Below are 17,353 nucleotides of genomic sequence, written 5' to 3' on the forward strand. Positions count from 1 at the left end.
AACAGAGATGTTGAGGTGAAACATGTACAACTGGATCGACGCCCTCGCCGACCTGCAATCCCAGGGTGAACCCTGCGTGTTGGTGACCATCATCGAAGAGCTCGGCTCGACGCCGCGCAATGCCGGTTCGAAGATGGTCATCAGCGCCACCCAGACCTTCGACACCATCGGTGGCGGGCATCTGGAATACAAGGCCATGCAGATCGCCCGCGACATGCTCGCCAGCGGCAAACAGGACACGCACCTGGAGCGCTTCAGCCTCGGCGCCAGCCTTGGCCAGTGCTGCGGCGGCGCGACGGTGTTGCTGTTCGAACCGATGGGCCAGGTGCAGGCGCAGATCGCCGTGTTCGGCGCCGGTCACGTTGGCCGCGCACTGGTGCCACTGCTCGCCAGCCTGCCTTGCCGGGTGCGCTGGATCGATTCGCGGGAAGACCAATTCCCTGAACAGATCCCCCACGGCGTGCGCAAGATTGTCAGCGAAGAACCGGTGGATGAAATCGACGACCTGCCCGCCGGCAGCTATTGCATCGTCATGACCCACAATCACCAGCTCGACCTCGAACTCACCGCCGCGATCCTCAAACGAAATGACTTCGCCTACTTCGGCCTGATCGGTTCGAAGACCAAACGGGTGAAGTTTGAACATCGTCTTCGTGATCGCGGTTTCGACAACAGCGTTGTGCAACGCATGCGTTGCCCAATGGGCATCGGCGAAGTCAAAGGCAAGTTGCCTGTGGAAATCGCCATCTCCATCGCCGGCGAAATCATCGCCACCTATAACGCGAATTTCGGCCAGCAGACCGCCAGCGCCGGATCATCGATTGCCAAACTGCTGCCAGCTTCACGCCGCAGTCAAGCCTCTAACTGAGAACTCCCATGCCTTTGACTCGCAAAGCCTACCGTGCCGCCATCCTGCACAGCATCGCCGACCCCGCCGAAGTCGGGATCGAAGCCTCGTACGAGTATTTCGAAGACGGCTTGCTGGTAGTCGATAACGGCCAGATCAGTGCGCTCGGCCACGCCAGCGACTTGCTGCCGACGCTGCCGACCGATATCGAGATCACTCATTATCAGGATGCGTTGATCACACCGGGCCTCATCGATACTCACATCCATTTGCCGCAAACCGGCATGGTCGGCGCCTTCGGCGAGCAACTGCTGGACTGGCTCAACACCTACACCTTCCCGTGCGAACGCCAGTTCGCCGACAAGGCTCATGCCGATGAAGTGGCCGACATTTTCATCAAGGAACTGCTGCGCAACGGCACCACCACCGCGCTGGTGTTCGGCAGCGTGCATCCGCAATCGGTGAACTCGTTCTTCGAGGCCGCCGAACAGCTCGACCTGCGCATGATCGCCGGCAAGGTGATGATGGACCGCAATGCGCCGGATTACCTGACCGACACCGCCGAATCCAGCTACGTCGAAAGCAAGGCGCTGATCGAACGCTGGCACGGCAAGGGCCGCTTGCACTACGCCGTCACCCCGCGTTTCGCCCCGACCAGCACCCCGGAACAACTGACCCTTGCCGGCCAGTTGCTGAGTGAATACCCGGACCTGTACATGCAGACCCACATCAGTGAAAACCTGAAAGAAGTCGAGTGGGTCAAGGAGCTGTTCCCGGAACGCAAAGGCTACCTGGACGTCTACGATCACTACCAATTGCTGGGCGAGCGTTCGGTGTTTGCCCACGGCGTGCACCTGTGCGACGACGAGTGCGCACGGCTGGCAGAAACCGGCTCGGCGATCGCGTTCTGCCCGACGTCGAACTTCTTCCTTGGCAGCGGTTTGTTCAACCTGCCGATGGCCGAGAAACACAAACTGAATGTCGGCCTGGGTACAGATGTGGGCGGCGGCACCAGTTTCTCGCTGCTGCAAACCTTGAACGAAGCGTACAAAGTCATGCAGTTGCAAGGTGCGCGCCTGAGCCCCTTCAAATCGCTGTACCTGGCCACGCTCGGTGGTGCGCGAGCGCTACGACTGGAAGACAAGATCGGCACGCTGAAACCGGGCACCGATGCGGACTTCCTCGTGCTGGACTACAACGCCACGCCACTGCTGAGCTATCGCTTGAAGCAGGCAAACAACATCGCCGAGACGTTGTTTGTGTTGATGACGCTGGGGGATGACCGCACTGTTCTGCAGACGTATGCCGCGGGGAATCTGGTGCATCAGCGCTGAGTTTTTCCGGGCATAAAAAAATCCCCCACTGCTTAACAGCCTGGGGGATTTTTATTGTCCGTCAGATCGCCATCGCGAGCAGGCTCGCTCCCACAGTGGATCTTCGCTGATCACAAATTTTGCATTCAACACAAAACCCTGTGGGAGCGAGCCTGCTCGCGAATGGGGCAACTCGGTCTATCAGAGTTTCGCGCTCGGCCGCCCTGGCTTCTTGGTCTGCAACAAATGCGAGAACACCGCGTGCAAATCATCCGACGCACTTTCTTCGTCAAGGTTGAGTTTGCTGTCGATGTGATCCATATGATGCATCATCAAACTCACCGCCAGCTCAGCGTTGCGCGCTTCGATGGCGTCGATCAGCTGGGTGTGCTCGTCGTAGGAACAGTGCGAACGGTTGCCACTTTCGTACTGGGCAATGATCAACGAAGTCTGCGACACCAGACTGCGCTGGAAGCTGATCAGGGGCGCATTCTTCGCCGCTTCAGCGAGTTTCAGGTGGAATTCACCCGACAGACGGATGCCGGCACCGCGATCGCCCCGGGAGAAGCTGTCGCGCTCATCGCTGACCATCTGCCGCAACTCGGCGAGCTCCTCTGCGGTCGCGTGTTGCACCGCCAGCTCAGTGATCGCCCGCTCAACCAGACGGCGCGAAAAGAACACCTGCCGGGCCTCTTCGACGCTCGGGCTGGCGACGACCGCGCCACGGTTCGGACGCAGCAGCACGACGCCTTCATGGGCCAGGCGCGACAGTGCGCGGCGAATGATGGTGCGACTGACCCCGAAAATTTCCCCCAGCGCTTCTTCGCTCAACTTGGTGCCGGGCGCCAGGCGCTGTTCGAGAATGGCCTCGAAGATATGCGCGTAGACAATATCGTCCTGGGTACCGCTGCGACCGGCTTTGCCTGTACGCGGTTGTTTCTTTAGGGGCTGCAACTGTTCGTTCATGGGCACTCGAGTCGGGAGAACTGCGGCGAATTGACCGTGACTGTAATACGGCACAGTGGGTCGCTGGCAAGTATCGCGTAAAAAACACGGCGATTGTACACAATGGATGGTGGCAACACGACTGTACGGCTGTTTGTCGCTTCCGCTGTATTGCAACGATCCGCTACGTTTGAGTTTAGGCTTGAACCCGGAATCTGCCGCTCGAACGCAATCCCTGTAGGAGCCGAGCTTGCTCGCGATGGCGTCTCGCCAGTCAACACATGTGTCGATTGACCCACCGCCATCGCGAGCAAGCTCGGCTCCTACAGAGTTCAGTGGCGTTTCGAACATCTTTATCAGAAGGAACACCGCTGTCATGAACGACGCCACGCACACGCAGCTCCGACCATTGGCCGACACTTCGCCATCGGCCATCGTCGCCGGGTTTATCGCGATGATGACCGGTTACACCAGCTCTCTGGTGCTGATGTTCCAGGCCGGACAAGCGGCTGGCCTGACCAGCGGACAGATTTCGTCGTGGATCTGGGCGATCTCGATTGGCATGGCCGTGTGCTCAATTGGCCTGTCGTTGCGTTATCGCACCCCCATCACGATTGCCTGGTCGACTCCCGGTGCCGCGTTGCTGATCACCAGCCTGGGCGGTGTGAGTTACGGCGAGGCCATCGGCGCCTACATCACGTGTGCGGTGCTGGTGACAATCTGTGGCTTGACCGGCAGCTTCGAACGGCTGGTGAAGAAGATTCCGGCGTCCCTGGCTGCGGCCCTGCTGGCGGGGATTCTGTTCAAGATCGGCAGCGAGATTTTCGTCGCCGCCCAGCATCGCACCGGGCTGGTGCTGGGCATGTTCTTCACCTATCTGCTGATCAAGCGCCTGTCGCCACGTTATGCCGTGCTGGCCGCGCTGTTGATCGGCACGGCGTTGTCCGGGTTCATGGGGCTGCTGGATTTCAGTGGTTTCCATCTGGAAGTGGCGACGCCGGTCTGGACCACGCCGCACTTTTCCCTGGCCGCGACCATCAGCATCGGCATTCCGCTGTTCGTGGTGGCCATGACCTCGCAGAACATGCCGGGCATCGCCGTACTGCGCGCCGACGGTTATACCGTGCCGGCTTCACCGCTGATCACCACTACTGGCATCGCCTCATTGCTGCTGGCCCCATTCGGCTCCCACGGGATCAACCTGGCGGCCATCAGCGCAGCGATTTGCACCGGGCCGCATGCCCATGAAGATCGCAACAAACGCTACACGGCCGCCGTCTGGTGCGGGATTTTCTACGGGATCGCCGGGGTATTCGGCGCGACGCTGGCGGCGCTGTTTGCCGCGTTGCCGAAGGAGTTGGTGCTGTCGATTGCGGCGCTGGCGTTGTTCGGCTCGATCATCAATGGCTTGAGCATCGCAATGACCGAGGTGAAGGAACGTGAAGCGGCGTTGATCACCTTTATGGTCACGGCGTCGGGGCTGACGCTGTTTTCCATCGGTTCGGCGTTCTGGGGGATTGTCGCGGGGGTGTTGACGCTGGTGATTTTGAATTGGCGTAGTAACTGAAAAATCGCAGCCTCGTTGCACTCGACAGCTGCTACATGGAACGCGTTCATCCTGTAGSAGCTGTCGAGTGCAACGAGGCTGCGATCTCGCGCATAAAAAAACGGCGACCCTTGGGTCGCCGCTTCTTTTATGACATCAAGCTACCGGATTGATCGGCTTTTCCGGGTACCAGACGTCGATCAGCGGGCTGACGGTTGCTTCAGTCAATTCGCTGCGGCCTTTGAGCCAGGCTTCAACAGCAGCACGCTGCTCTTCGGATACCGAGCCACGCTTCTGCAGGCAAACCAGACCGAAGTCGTCGCCGCCAACATAGCCCAGACCGTTGGCTTCCATGGCTTCTTTCAGAAACGCGTCGAGGAAAGCATCAATGGCTTCATCAGCCAAATCTTCTTTGAAATCCAGGTTCAGTTCGAAACCCAGCTCTTGAAATTCATCGACGCACAGTTTTTTGCGCAGACGCTGGGAACGGTTAGTCGCCATTGGAACAATCCTCAAAAGTAATAACGGGCGGCACTTTAGCAGTTTAAGCCACTAATTGCCCGACTCTCTGGGGTGCATGTCTGACCACTGGTAAAAAAATAGCGGATTAGAGGGGTATGGCACGGCACACGACTTCAAGCCTTGGGGCATAATGCCGACACTTTCATGACCACTGAGGGATTTTATCGCCATGCCCTCGTTTTTTTCCCCCTCGCCTGTAGGGTTTTATTGCACATGATCAAGTCTTTACGTCCATTGCTGCTGGCCAGTTTCATTCTTCCTCTGGCCCTTTCCGTTTCCGCCGCCCCGGTCAACACCGCGCTCTCGCCCAACGTCGAAAAAGCCCTCAAGGCCAGTAAACTGCAAGACAGCGCCCTATCGCTGGTAATGATCCCGCTCACAGGCCCAGGCACCCCGACCGTTTTCAACGCTGACGTCTCGGTCAATCCGGCCTCGACCATGAAGTTGGTCACCACGTATGCCGCGCTGGAAATGCTCGGCCCGAACCATCAGTGGAAAACCGAGTTCTACACCGACGGCACCCTCAGCGGCGGCATCCTCAACGGCAACCTCTACCTCAAGGGTGGCGGCGATCCTAAGCTGAACATGGAAAAACTCTGGCTGCTAATGCGCGATCTGCGCGCCAACGGCGTGACGCAAATCACCGGTGACCTGGTGCTGGACCGCAATTTTTTCACCCAACCGCAATTGCCCGAGTTCAATGATGATGGCAACGACGAGAACAAGCCGTTCCTGGTCAAGCCCGACTCGCTGATGGTCAACCTCAAGGCCCTGCGCTTTGTGGCGCGCAACGACAACGGCCGGGTGCTGGTGTCGGTGGAACCGCCGATTGCCAGCATCCGTATCGAAAACCAGGTCAAAGCCGTCAACTCCAAGCAATGCACCGGTGGCGTGCGTTACAACCCGGTGACCCAGGCCGATGGCAGCATGACCGTGACGGTCGGTGGCCAGTTGGGCGATGGCTGCAGCTCCCAGACGTACCTGTCGCTGCTTGACCACGCGACTTACACCGCTGGCGCTGTGCGGGCCATCTGGAAAGAACTGGGCGGCAGCATTCAGGGCAAGGATGTACTCGCGCCCACCCCAAGCGGTGCCAAATTGCTGGCCCGGGCTTACTCGCCGGACCTGGCGGAAATCATCCGCGACATCAACAAATACAGTAACAACACCATGGCTCAGCAACTGTTCCTGAGCCTGGGGCAGAAGTTCCGCACCGATGCCGACGGGGATGATGCCAAGGCCGCGCAGCGTGTGGTCCGTCAGTGGCTGGCGAAGAAAGGCATCACGGCGCCGCACCTGGTGATGGAGAACGGTTCCGGCCTGTCCCGCTCCGAACGCGTCAGCGCCCGTGAAATGGCAGCCATGCTGCAAGCGGCATGGCACAGCCCGTATGCCGCCGAGTTCATCAGTTCGATGCCGATTGCCGGCACCGACGGCACCATGCGCAAACGCCTGAAAACCACCGCGATGCGCGGCGAAGCCCACGTCAAGACGGGCACTCTGAACACCGTACGCGCCATCTCCGGCTTCAGCCGCGACGTCAATGGCAACACTTGGGCAGTGGTGGCGATCCTTAACGACAAGGCACCGTTTGGCGCGTCTTCGGTACTGGATCAGGTGCTGCTGGACCTGTATCGCCAGCCGAAACTGCCGGAAACGGCTTCGGTGCTATAACCCAGTCTAAAGAACACCAAAGATCCAATGTAGGAGCGGGCTTGCCCGCGAATGCGGTGTGTCATCCAGCATTTATGTTGACTGACACACCGCTTTCGCGGGCAAGCCCGCTCCTACAGGAGTCCAGTCTTAGCTCATCTGCGCCTCAACCCGATCCCGCCCAGCCAGCTTCGCCACATAAACCCCTGAGTCTGCCCGCAGCAACAGCGCATCCACACCCTCCCCGACGCGCCAACTGGCAATCCCGAAACTCGCGGTGACGATCCCGACGGCGTCGATCGGTGAACTGCGCAGCCCTTGCCACAACTGCAAGGCCAGCACTTGAGCCTGCTCGCTGTCGGTGTCGGGGCAGAGCACCATGAATTCTTCCCCCCCGAGGCGACAGAACACATCCGTGCGCCGCAACCGATGACCGATACGCTCGCACACGGCCTGCAATACCCGATCCCCCATGGCGTGGCCATGCTGGTCGTTGATGCGCTTGAAGTGGTCTATGTCGAGCATGATCACCGACAACTCGCCCCCGCCACGTTGGACCCGAACCATTTCGGTGGTCAGGCGTTCCTGAAAATAACGGCGGTTGTGGATCCCGGTCAGCGAGTCGGTGATCGACAGCGCGCGCAACTCTTCTTCCACTCGCTTCAAGTCGGAGATGTCGGAAATGTAGCCATGCCAGAGAACGCCGCCACCGGGCAGCTCTTCAGGGGTCGCCTCACCACGAACCCAGCGCAGGCCGCGTATGGGCAACTGCACGCGGTATTCCTCGCGCCACGGGCTAAGGGTGTCCGCTGACGCCAGGATCGAAGCACGGACCCGGGTCGAGTCCTGTGGGTGAATGCGCGTGAAGATCGATTCGGCATCGAGCAGCAGCACATCAGGTTCGAGTTCGTAGATCTCTCGAATACCGTCGCTGACGTAGATCACACGGAAGCGACCGTCGAACTCCATCTTGAATTGATAGATGCCACCGGGCACATGGGCGCTGAGTTTTTTCAATAACACGTCCCGCGCCGCCAGTGCCTCATGGACGCGCTTGCGTTCGGTAATGTCGATGCAGATCGCCAGGTGACCGACCCACAGACTTTGCTCGTCGAGCACCGGGGTCACGAGCATGTTCACCGCCAAATGGCTGCCATCGCGGCGAACCAGCGTCCACTCCCGCGCCTCGTGCCCGCCCTCTTCGCCCCCCTTGACCAACATCGCCTGACTGGTCGGAATAGGTTTGCCATACCGCGCACTCAACTCCGCCGCGCGTACCACCAACTCCCGGCGCAAGTGCAGGTTTTCCAGGGTCATGTGTCCCACGACCTCGACGCTGGCGTAACCCAGCATCTGCTCGGCACCGGCATTGAACGTATTGATGATCCCGCGCAGGTCGGTGGCGATGATCGCCACCTGAGTCGCCGCATTCAGCACAGCACGCAACTGGCCGTGAGCGCCACGTAGCTCCTGCTCGCGGGCACGTAATTCCTCAGTCCGCTGCTCCACCATTTTCAGCGCGCGCTGACGCTGACTGACCAACACGTACAACAACACACTGAGCAACAGACTCAGCAACCCGCCCAGCACCATCAGGGTCTTCACCGAAGAATGGTTGGCTTTTACAAAGGCTTCGCTCGGGGTGATGTCGACTTGATAATCGTGATCGGCCAGTCGCAACAGCCGGCTTGCAGACAAACTACTGGCTGCCGGTACGTTGAAGGATTCGAAAAGCGCTTCGTGCTGTTCGTCGATCGACAAGTCGAGAATGCGCACCGAGAGATAGTCGTGCGTGGAGTCCGACAATCCATCTGCCAGCAACTGGCGCATGCTGATCACTGCCATGACATAACCGTAGGGTTTTGCACCCGTAGCGCTTGGCATGTTGCGCAGCATCACCGGGGCCACCAACAGCACGCCACGTTCATAAGCCGGCTCGATACTGACCAGATGCATCGGCTGCGACACCGTCATAGCGCCCAGTCTGTCCGCCCGCTCAACGGTTGATCGACGCATCGACTCGGTCAGCAAGTCGTAACCCGGCAGCGAGCCCAGTCGACTTTGCGTCTGACTGTAAAGCACCGCCACGTATTCATCGCGTTCAGCGGCCAATTGCAGTTGACCGTTGCCGTCAAGTTCACGAATGGTGAAGTCGCGCAATCCCTCGCCCCGCGCCTTGCGCTCGAATTCTGCGCGCTCGGCACGCGTCACTCGCGCCGCGAATTCATAGGCTTGAGTCCGGTGCAACAGGGCTTGGGTGTAACCGTCGAACTCCTCGCGGGAGACCGAACTGGAATTAGAGAAGAACCGGCGCAGGCCGTCGAGGCGCTGCTCCTGGTCTACGAAACGTTCTTCAATGCGGCTAAAACGCTCACTGGCCAGCAGTTGGAAGCGTTGCTTGAGTTGATGGTGGAATACATTGAGCGTTGACCAGGCGAGTATCCCCGTAAGGATGCCACCCATAATCAATACCAGCAGCGCGACCAGCCAGGCCGAGGCATCTTCGCTGATAATACCCAGGATCCTGGGGCGCACGGCGTGCAACGACATAGATGCAACTCAAAACGCCAGGTGCGGGAAAACCCATTGGCCATGAGAAGAGTTATAGCCATTAGCCACTAATTTGACCAGTACTGAAAGAATCCAAAGAGCCTTTAAAAATCAAGGCTCTGTGGATCCACCGTTCAGGTGTCAACGTGCGGTGATTTTCCAGGCACGGTGGATCTTGCCGTTACGGGCGAAATCCGGGTCGATGGTCTGGGCGGTGATTTCTTCAACGGCGTAACGCTCGGTGAGGTTTTCCTCAAGGGCGAACTTGCGGAAGTTGTTGGAGAAATACAACACGCCACCGGGTGCCAGACGCGCCATGGCCAAGTCGATCAACTGCACCTGGTCGCGTTGCACGTCGAAGATCCCTTCCATGCGCTTGGAGTTGGAGAACGTCGGCGGGTCGATGAAGATCAGGTCGTATTCGTCACGGCAGGCGTCGAGCCAGACCATCACATCGCCCTGCTCCAGACGGTTCTTGTCAGAGAAACCGTTCAGCGACAGATTACGTCGCGCCCAGTCCAGGTAGGTTTTCGACAGGTCGACACTGGTAGTGGTGCGTGCGCCGCCCTTGGCCGCGTGAACACTGGCCGTCGCGGTGTAGCAATACAGGTTGAGGAAGCGCTTGCCGGCCGCCTCTTTCTGAATGCGCATGCGCATCGGACGGTGATCGAGGAACAGCCCGGTGTCGAGGTAGTCGGTGAGGTTGACCAGCAGCTTCACGCCACCTTCGTTGACCTCGACGAACTTGCCCTGCGCGGCCTGACGCTCGTACTGCTTGGTGCCGCTCTGACGCTCGCGACGCTTGACCACCACGCGGCTCTTGTCGATGTTCAGGGCCTGCGGAATGGCGGCCAGGGCATCGAACATGCGTGCCGAGGCTTTTTCCGGATCGATGGATTTCGGCGCCGCGTATTCCTGGACGTGGACCCAATCCTGATACAGGTCGATGGCCATGGAATATTCCGGCATGTCGGCATCGTAGACGCGATAGCAATCGATGCCTTCGCGCTTGACCCACTTGCCCATTGCCTTGAGGTTTTTCTGCAGGCGATTGGCAAACATCTGCCCGCCTTCGCTCAAGCGCGGTTGCTCGATCACCACCGGTGCCGGTTTGATCGGGTTACCGTTCTTGTTGTACTTCTCGTACTTGCCCGGCACCACATCGTTGCCGGCGACTTCGACTTCTGCCTGCTCGCGCTCGACCTGGCGTTGTTCCGGGGTGCGACGCTCGCCCGTGACGAACTGGTCTGGCGTGACCTTGATCAGCAGCAACTTGCACGGCAGCGCGCCGTTCCAGAACGAATACTGCTTGTGGCTACGAATGCCCATGCGCTTGCCCAGGTCCGGCGCTCCGGTGAACACCGCGGCCTCCCAGTTCAGGCAGGCCTGACGCAGACGCTCGCCGAGGTTCTGATAGAGGTAGAGCAAGCTCGCCTCGTCACCCAGACGCTCGCCGTATGGAGGGTTACAGATCACCAGGCCTTTCTGGTTCTGGTCCGGGCGCGGCTCGAACGTACCGACTTCGCCCTGGTAGATCTTGATCCACTCGCTCAGGCCGGCACGTTCGACGTTGTTGCGGCCCGGTTGAATCAGGCGCGGGTCGGCTTCGTAACCGCGAATCCACAGTGGTGGCTTGGCCAACCCGGCTGCGCAACGTTCAGTGGCTTCTTCATGAAGCTTTTTCCACAGCGCCGGGACGTGGCCCAGCCAATGGGTAAAGCCCCACTGCTCGCGACGCAGGTTCGGCGCCATGTCGGCGGCGATCATCGCGGCTTCGACCAGGAACGTACCGACACCGCACATCGGGTCAGCCAGCGCGCCGCCTTCGGCCGCAATGCGTGGCCAGCCGGAACGGATCAGGATCGCGGCCGCGAGGTTTTCCTTCAGCGGTGCCGCGCCTTGCTGCAAGCGATAACCACGCTGGTGCAGACTGTGACCCGACAGGTCGAGGGAAAGAATCGCTTCGCCACGGTCCAGGCGCAGGTGAATGCGCAAGTCCGGGTTGAGTTTATCGATCGACGGACGGTCGCCTTGCGGGGTGCGCAGTTTGTCGACGATGGCGTCTTTGACTTTCAAAGCGCCGAAGTGGGTGTTGTCGATACCTGAGCCATGGCCGCTGAACTCGACGGCCAGGGTACCGGCGTTGAGCATGTGGTCTTGCCACTCGATGTCCAGTACGCCGTGGTACAGGTCTTCGGCATCCTTCATCGGGAAACGCTTGAGCACCAGCAACACCCGGTTCGCCAGACGCGACCACAGGCACAGGCGATAAGCGGTTTCCATGGTCGCCATGCCGCGCACGGCAGAGGTGTGCTCACGCGCTTCTTCAAGGCCAAGCCCGACGGCTTCCTCGATCAGCAGGCCTTCAAGGCCTTTGGGGCAAGTGAGGAAGATTTCGAATTGATCGGACATTGGATTTTCAAAGCCTTTAGCTAAGTGAACCGGCAACGCATTGCCGGCCCGGATTTCAATCAGGCGCTTTTCTAAAAGAGCGCCCGCGTGGCACGAAGGTGTGCCGTCCCACCAGTGCTGCTCAGGTTAGAAGAGCTTAGATGCACAGGCAGATAAAAAAGTTGATGCAACAAAATGTCACAAGTCGACCCTTCGTCGAATAATGCTCCCACGCAACAGAAGTCATTCTCACTAAGGATTAACCCCATCATCCTGCGGGGGGCCGATCATACAGGGCTTTACCAACAAACACGGGGCAAACATCGTGTTACTTATCGCCATAGCATCTTTATCGTTACGTCCTTATGACAAAACGATCATTCCCTCGATGTGACGCATTGGTTAGAACTCAATACAGGTTGACGCCGCAACGACGTCAACACCTTGGCTCGCGACGCCGGCAGCGGGCCCCAACGGCAGAGTTTTTTTCTGCCAGACCTCGATTGAGGTCTACGCGATGAATACAGTCAACAAGTGAGGGCAACACCCTATGAGAAGACTTAAGCGTGATCCGTTGGAAAGAGCATTTTTGCGCGGATATCAATATGGCGTTGGTGGCAAATCCCGTGAGCTTTGCCCATTTACTCTACCGTCAGTACGCCAAGCCTGGATTAACGGCTGGCGCGAGGGACGCGGCGACAACTGGGACGGTATGACCGGCACTGCGGGAATCCACAGACTCAACGAACTTCACGCCGTCGGCAATTAATTACAGGGCCTAACACTCCGACACGAAAATCTGATGACTGACTGAATTAACCACACACGTCCCATCCGGACGGCGGGCTTCGGCCCAGGGGCTCCTTCGAGGAGCCCTTTTTTATGCCTGCTCTCTGGCTAAACACAATCCTTTGTAGGAGCCCGGCTTGCCGGCGACAGCGATCTCAAGGACGCCATCGCCGGCAAGCCGGGCTCCTACAGGGGTTTAGCGCAGTGCTGCGATGGCGTCTACCGACTCACGAATCAACGCCGGGCCTTTGTAGATAAAGCCGGAGTAGATCTGCACCAGGCTCGCACCCGCCGCGATTTTCTCGGCCGCGTGTTTGCCTTCGGTGATGCCGCCCACGGCGATGATCGGCAAGCGACCTGCCAGTTCTGCCGCCAGCACTCTTACGGTGTTAGTGCTCTTGTCGCGAACCGGTGCGCCGGACAGGCCACCCGCCTCGTCACCGTATTCCATGCCTTCGACGCCAACACGGCTCAGGGTGGTGTTGGTGGCGATCACCGCGTCCATCCCGGTTTCAATCAGCGCTTGTGCGACTTGTACGGTTTCTTCGTCGGTCATGTCCGGCGCGATCTTTATCGCCAGCGGGACATGTTTGCCGTGGCGCAACGCCAGTTCTGCGCGGCGCGTGGCCAGGTCAGCGAGCAACTGCTTGAGCGAATCGCCGAACTGCAGACTGCGCAGGCCCGGGGTGTTGGGCGAGCTGACATTGACCGTCACGTAGCTGGCGTGGGCGTACACCTTGTCCAGGCAGATCAGGTAATCGTCGACCGCGCGCTCAACCGGGGTGTCGAAGTTCTTGCCGATGTTGATGCCCAGCACGCCTTTGTACTTGGCCGCCGCCACGCGAGCCAGCAGGTGATCGACGCCGAGGTTGTTGAACCCCATGCGGTTGATGATCGCCTCGGCTTCCGGCAGACGGAAAATCCGTGGTTTCGGGTTGCCCGGCTGCGGGCGCGGGGTGATGGTGCCGATTTCGACAAAACCAAAACCCAGTTGAGCGAATCCGTCGATGGCCGCGCCGTTCTTGTCCAGACCGGCCGCCAAACCCACCGGGTTCGGGAAATCCAGGCCCATGACCGACACCGGCATTTTCGCCGGGGCCTTGCACAGCAAGCCGTTGAGGCCCAAACGCCCGCCCGCGCCGATCAGGTCCAGGGACAGATCGTGGGAGGTTTCCGGGGAAAGTTTGAACAACATCTGACGGGCCAGGGTGTACATGGGCGGGTTTGACTCTGGGCTGAAAAGTGGCGGCAATTATAGCCGGGCATCCGGTTGCAGGCGAGGCGCGCGATGAAATCAACGAGCGATGGCATATGCCTTGCACCGTCACCGGTATCAGCACTCATGCCAACGGCGCAATGGGTCGCAAGACAAAGGCGTCGTCACTGGGCCTTGCTCTGGCAAGCAGCCCTTGGCGGCGTTTTTTTTTAAAAGGTGTTTATTGATGATTGAAGTTCCAGCCGACCCTCTGGCCTGGGTCAATGGCAGCGATGCCCCGGAAAAGACCGACATCAATCTCGGTTTCATGGCCTTGAGCGACTGTGCCTCGGTCGTAGTCGCCGCGACCCAGGGGTTCGCCCAGCCCTACGGCCTGACCCTGAACCTCAAGCGCCAGTCGTCCTGGGCCAACTTGCGAGACAAACTGGTCAGCGGCGAACTTGATGCCGCCCACAGCCTGTACGGCCTGATTTATGCGGTTCACCTGGGCATCGGCGGCGTCGTCTCGACCGACATGGCAGTGCTGATGGGCCTGAACCAGAACGGCCAGAGCATCAATCTCTCCCACGGTTTGCAGGCGTTGGGCGTGACCAGTCCTGAAGCACTCGACCACCACGTGCACCAAACTCGCTCAAAACTCACCTTCGCCCAGACATTTCCCACCGGCACCCACGCCATGTGGCTGTATTACTGGCTGGCGAGTCAGGGCATCCACCCGTTGCAGGATGTCGACAGCGTGGTAGTGCCGCCACCGCAAATGGTCGCGCACCTGCAAGCCGGACGTATAGATGGTTTTTGCGTGGGTGAGCCATGGTCAGCCAGCGCGGTGCAGCAGAATCTCGGCTTTACCCTGGCGACGTCGCAGACCATTTGGCCCGATCACCCGGAAAAAGTCCTCGGCTGCACTCGTGCGTTTGTCGAGCAATACCCCAACACCGCGCGAGCCTTGGTGATGGCGATTCTGGAAGCCAGCCGGTTCATCGAGCAAAACCCTGAAAACCGCCGCAGCACCGCACAACTATTGAGCGCGCCCGACTACCTCGACGCGCCCCTCGACTGCATCGAGCCGCGCCTGCTGGGCGATTACGCTGACGGGCTGGGCAATCGCTGGCAGGACCCGCACGCGCTGCGTTTCCATGCCGGCGGCGAGGTCAATGTGCCGTACCTGTCCGACGGTATGTGGTTCATGACTCAGTTCCGGCGCTGGGGATTGTTGCGTGACGATCCGGATTACCTCGACGTGGCCCGTCAGGTTCAGCAACTGGATCTGTACCGTGAAGCCGCCACCGCTGTCGGTGTCGCCACCAGTGGTCAGGACATGCGCAGCAGCCAGTTGATCGACGGCAAAGTCTGGGACGGCTCCGATCCGTCCGGCTATGCCCGCAGCTTCAAGTTGCACGCCCTGAGCGACAGCTCGCAACGATTCGCTCACCGCTGACAGGAGACTGCAAACATGCTGCGTATCCTGCTGATCAACGATACCGCGAAGAAAGTCGGCCGCCTCAAAGCCGCCCTGACCGAAGCCGGGTTTGAGGTGATCGATGAGTCGGGTCTGACCATCGACCTGCCCGAACGCGTCGAAATGGTGCGTCCGGACGTGATTCTGATCGATACCGAGTCACCGAGCCGCGATGTGATGGAGCAAGTAGTGCTGGTGACCCGCGACCAACCACGGCCGATCGTCATGTTTACCGATGAACATGACCCCGGCGTGATGCGCCAGGCGATTCAGTCCGGGGTCAGTGCCTATATCGTCGAAGGTATTCACGCACAACGCTTGCAGCCGATTCTCGACGTGGCCATGGCACGGTTTGAAAGTGACCAGGCGTTACGCGCTCAGCTTCATGCCCGCGACCAACAACTGGCCGAACGCAAGCGCATCGAGTTGGCCAAGGGGTTGCTGATGAAGATGAAAAACTGCAATGAGGAAGAGGCCTACACCCTGATGCGCCGCCAGGCCATGAGCCGGCAGCAGAAGCTGATCCAGGTTGCAGAGCAGATTATTGCCATGAGTGAGTTGCTTGGCTGAAGTTTTGTGCTGCCTTTGAAGGCCTCTTCGCGAGCAGGCTCGCTCCCGCACTGGATCTGTGTAAGACCCAATCCCCCTGTGGGAGCGAGCCTGCTCGCGAATGGCTGCAACTCGGTCCCGGGCTGTTGGCACAAATCTGGCTAAGTAATCACCACAGGTAACCAACGGCGGTTGCCCCACCTACGACAAAGACGTCGCTCACCCCATTTGCCTCTGGCGAATCGGGTGGCGGCGTTTTTTCGTTTTGGCCCCACAGCCCGGGGCCGGTGGTGCGGCCCACAGGCGCCCCACCTGCTAGCTCATGACTCCTTCTCGAGACTCTTCACAGCTGAGGTGCGCGATGAATTCAAGCTTCTGGAAATCCGGCCATACGCCAACACTGTTTGCGGCCTTCCTCTACTTCGACCTGAGTTTCATGGTCTGGTACCTGCTCGGCCCGTTGGCCGTACAGATCGCCGCCGACCTGCACCTGACCACCCAACAGCGCGGGCTGGTAGTGGCGACGCCGATTCTGGCCGGCGCCGTGCTGCGCTTTATCATGGGCATGCTGGCGGATCGTCTGTCGCCAAAAACTGCTGGGCTGATTGGCCAGGTGATCGTCATCTGCGCGCTGTTCGGCGCCTGGAAACTCGGGATTCACAGTTACGAACAAGCGCTGGTCCTTGGCTTGTTCCTTGGCATGGCCGGTGCGTCCTTCGCCGTCGCCCTGCCGCTGGCCTCGCAATGGTATCCGCCACAACATCAGGGCAAAGCCATGGGCATTGCCGGCGCTGGCAACTCGGGCACGGTGCTCGCCGCGCTGATCGCCCCGGTATTGGCGGCCGCTTTCGGCTGGAGCAACGTGTTCGGCTTCGCCCTGATCCCGCTGATCCTGACCCTGATCGTCTTCGCCTGGCTGGCGAAAAACGCACCTGAGCGGCCGAAAGCGAAGTCCATGGCCGACTACTTCAAAGCCCTGGGCGACCGCGACAGCTGGTGGTTCATGTTTTTCTACAGCGTGACCTTCGGCGGCTTCATCGGCCTGGCCAGCGCCCTGCCCGGCTACTTCAACGACCAATACGGCCTGAGCCCGGTCACGGCCGGTTACTACACGGCGGCCTGCGTGTTTGGTGGCAGCCTGATGCGTCCATTGGGCGGTGCGCTGGCGGACCGTTTCGGCGGTATTCGCACGTTGCTGGCGATGTACACGGTGGCGGCGATCTGCATCGCGGTAGTCGGTTTCAATCTGCCGAGTTCCTACGCGGCGCTGGCGCTTTTCGTCTGCACCATGCTCGGGTTGGGCGCAGGTAACGGCGCGGTTTTCCAATTGGTGCCACAGCGCTTTCGGCGGGAGATCGGTGTGATGACCGGTTTGATCGGCATGGCCGGCGGTATCGGTGGCTTCGCGCTGGCGGCAGGCATGGGCGCGATCAAGCAAAGCACTGGCAGCTATCAACTGGCCTTGTGGTTGTTCGCCAGCCTCGGGGTTCTGGCCTGGTTCGGTCTGCACGGGGTGAAACGTCGCTGGAGAACCACCTGGGGTTCGGCTGCCGTGACGGCGGCTCGGGTCTGA

The 17,353-nt window shown here is 59.8% G+C and carries 13 protein-coding genes; 8 read left to right on the top strand and 5 right to left on the bottom strand.

The window, feature by feature from the left end:
• Positions 1 to 22: 22 nt before the first annotated feature.
• Together xdhC and guaD are read left to right on the top strand one after the other, a co-directional pair.
• Complete coding sequence (gene xdhC / locus AC1DWM_RS07795; RefSeq protein ID WP_477794948.1) at positions 23 to 868, top strand: xanthine dehydrogenase accessory protein XdhC; 846 nt, start codon at positions 23 to 25, stop codon at positions 866 to 868.
• Positions 869 to 876: 8 nt separating this feature from the next.
• Positions 877 to 2,181: a guanine deaminase gene (gene guaD / locus AC1DWM_RS07800; RefSeq protein ID WP_452627473.1), complete on the top strand. Its 1,305-nt coding sequence runs from the start codon at positions 877 to 879 to the stop codon at positions 2,179 to 2,181.
• Positions 2,182 to 2,361: 180 nt separating this feature from the next.
• Here the strand turns inward: guaD and AC1DWM_RS07805 are convergent, their stop codons facing one another.
• A complete protein-coding gene (locus AC1DWM_RS07805; RefSeq protein WP_223511768.1) occupies positions 2,362 to 3,126 on the bottom strand; it encodes a GntR family transcriptional regulator in 765 nt (254 codons plus the stop codon).
• Between the two features lie 355 nt (positions 3,127 to 3,481).
• Here AC1DWM_RS07805 and AC1DWM_RS07810 point away from each other — a divergent pair, with 355 nt between their 5' ends.
• Positions 3,482 to 4,672, top strand: a complete 1,191-nt coding sequence (locus AC1DWM_RS07810; protein ID WP_223511770.1) for a benzoate/H(+) symporter BenE family transporter — start codon at positions 3,482 to 3,484, stop codon at positions 4,670 to 4,672.
• A 135-nt stretch (positions 4,673 to 4,807) separates the two neighbouring features.
• Here the strand turns inward: AC1DWM_RS07810 and AC1DWM_RS07815 are convergent, their stop codons facing one another.
• Complete coding sequence (locus AC1DWM_RS07815) at positions 4,808 to 5,152, bottom strand: YggL family protein (protein WP_007896965.1); 345 nt, start codon at positions 5,150 to 5,152, stop codon at positions 4,808 to 4,810.
• Between the two features lie 234 nt (positions 5,153 to 5,386).
• Between AC1DWM_RS07815 and dacB the strand changes: the two genes are divergently transcribed.
• Positions 5,387 to 6,847, top strand: a complete 1,461-nt coding sequence (dacB, locus tag AC1DWM_RS07820; protein WP_223511772.1) for a D-alanyl-D-alanine carboxypeptidase/D-alanyl-D-alanine endopeptidase — start codon at positions 5,387 to 5,389, stop codon at positions 6,845 to 6,847.
• 129 nt (positions 6,848 to 6,976) lie between these two features.
• Here dacB and AC1DWM_RS07825 read toward each other — a convergent pair whose 3' ends face one another.
• Together AC1DWM_RS07825 and rlmKL are read right to left on the bottom strand one after the other, a co-directional pair.
• Entirely contained in the window at positions 6,977 to 9,376 is a 2,400-nt protein-coding gene (locus AC1DWM_RS07825) for a sensor domain-containing diguanylate cyclase (RefSeq protein ID WP_223516705.1), read from the bottom strand.
• A gap of 141 nt (positions 9,377 to 9,517) precedes the next feature.
• A complete protein-coding gene (rlmKL, locus tag AC1DWM_RS07830) occupies positions 9,518 to 11,788 on the bottom strand; it encodes a bifunctional 23S rRNA (guanine(2069)-N(7))-methyltransferase RlmK/23S rRNA (guanine(2445)-N(2))-methyltransferase RlmL (RefSeq protein WP_223516707.1) in 2,271 nt (756 codons plus the stop codon).
• Positions 11,789 to 12,317: 529 nt separating this feature from the next.
• Here rlmKL and rmf point away from each other — a divergent pair.
• The gene (rmf, locus tag AC1DWM_RS07835) at positions 12,318 to 12,536 is read left to right on the top strand and encodes a ribosome modulation factor (RefSeq protein ID WP_007948532.1); all 219 of its coding nucleotides are present in this window, start codon (positions 12,318 to 12,320) and stop codon (positions 12,534 to 12,536) included.
• A 216-nt stretch (positions 12,537 to 12,752) separates the two neighbouring features.
• Here rmf and AC1DWM_RS07840 read toward each other — a convergent pair whose 3' ends face one another.
• Positions 12,753 to 13,772 carry a quinone-dependent dihydroorotate dehydrogenase gene (locus tag AC1DWM_RS07840; protein ID WP_477794949.1) on the bottom strand — a complete coding sequence of 340 codons (1,020 nt, stop codon included), beginning with the start codon at positions 13,770 to 13,772 and terminating at the stop codon, positions 12,753 to 12,755.
• A gap of 226 nt (positions 13,773 to 13,998) precedes the next feature.
• On the opposite strand from AC1DWM_RS07840, the gene AC1DWM_RS07845 reads away from it, so the two are divergent.
• The 3 genes from AC1DWM_RS07845 to AC1DWM_RS07855 all read left to right on the top strand — a co-directional run bounded on the left by AC1DWM_RS07845 (position 13,999) and on the right by AC1DWM_RS07855 (position 17,353).
• Positions 13,999 to 15,210: a CmpA/NrtA family ABC transporter substrate-binding protein gene (locus tag AC1DWM_RS07845; protein ID WP_223516710.1), complete on the top strand. Its 1,212-nt coding sequence runs from the start codon at positions 13,999 to 14,001 to the stop codon at positions 15,208 to 15,210.
• A 15-nt stretch (positions 15,211 to 15,225) separates the two neighbouring features.
• Positions 15,226 to 15,801 carry an ANTAR domain-containing response regulator gene (locus AC1DWM_RS07850; protein ID WP_223516712.1) on the top strand — a complete coding sequence of 192 codons (576 nt, stop codon included), beginning with the start codon at positions 15,226 to 15,228 and terminating at the stop codon, positions 15,799 to 15,801.
• A gap of 340 nt (positions 15,802 to 16,141) precedes the next feature.
• On the top strand, positions 16,142 to 17,353 hold the full coding sequence (locus AC1DWM_RS07855; RefSeq protein WP_223516714.1) for a nitrate/nitrite transporter: 1,212 nt from the start codon (positions 16,142 to 16,144) through the stop codon (positions 17,351 to 17,353).

The organism is Pseudomonas sp. P4_C8 (assembly GCF_056401975.1).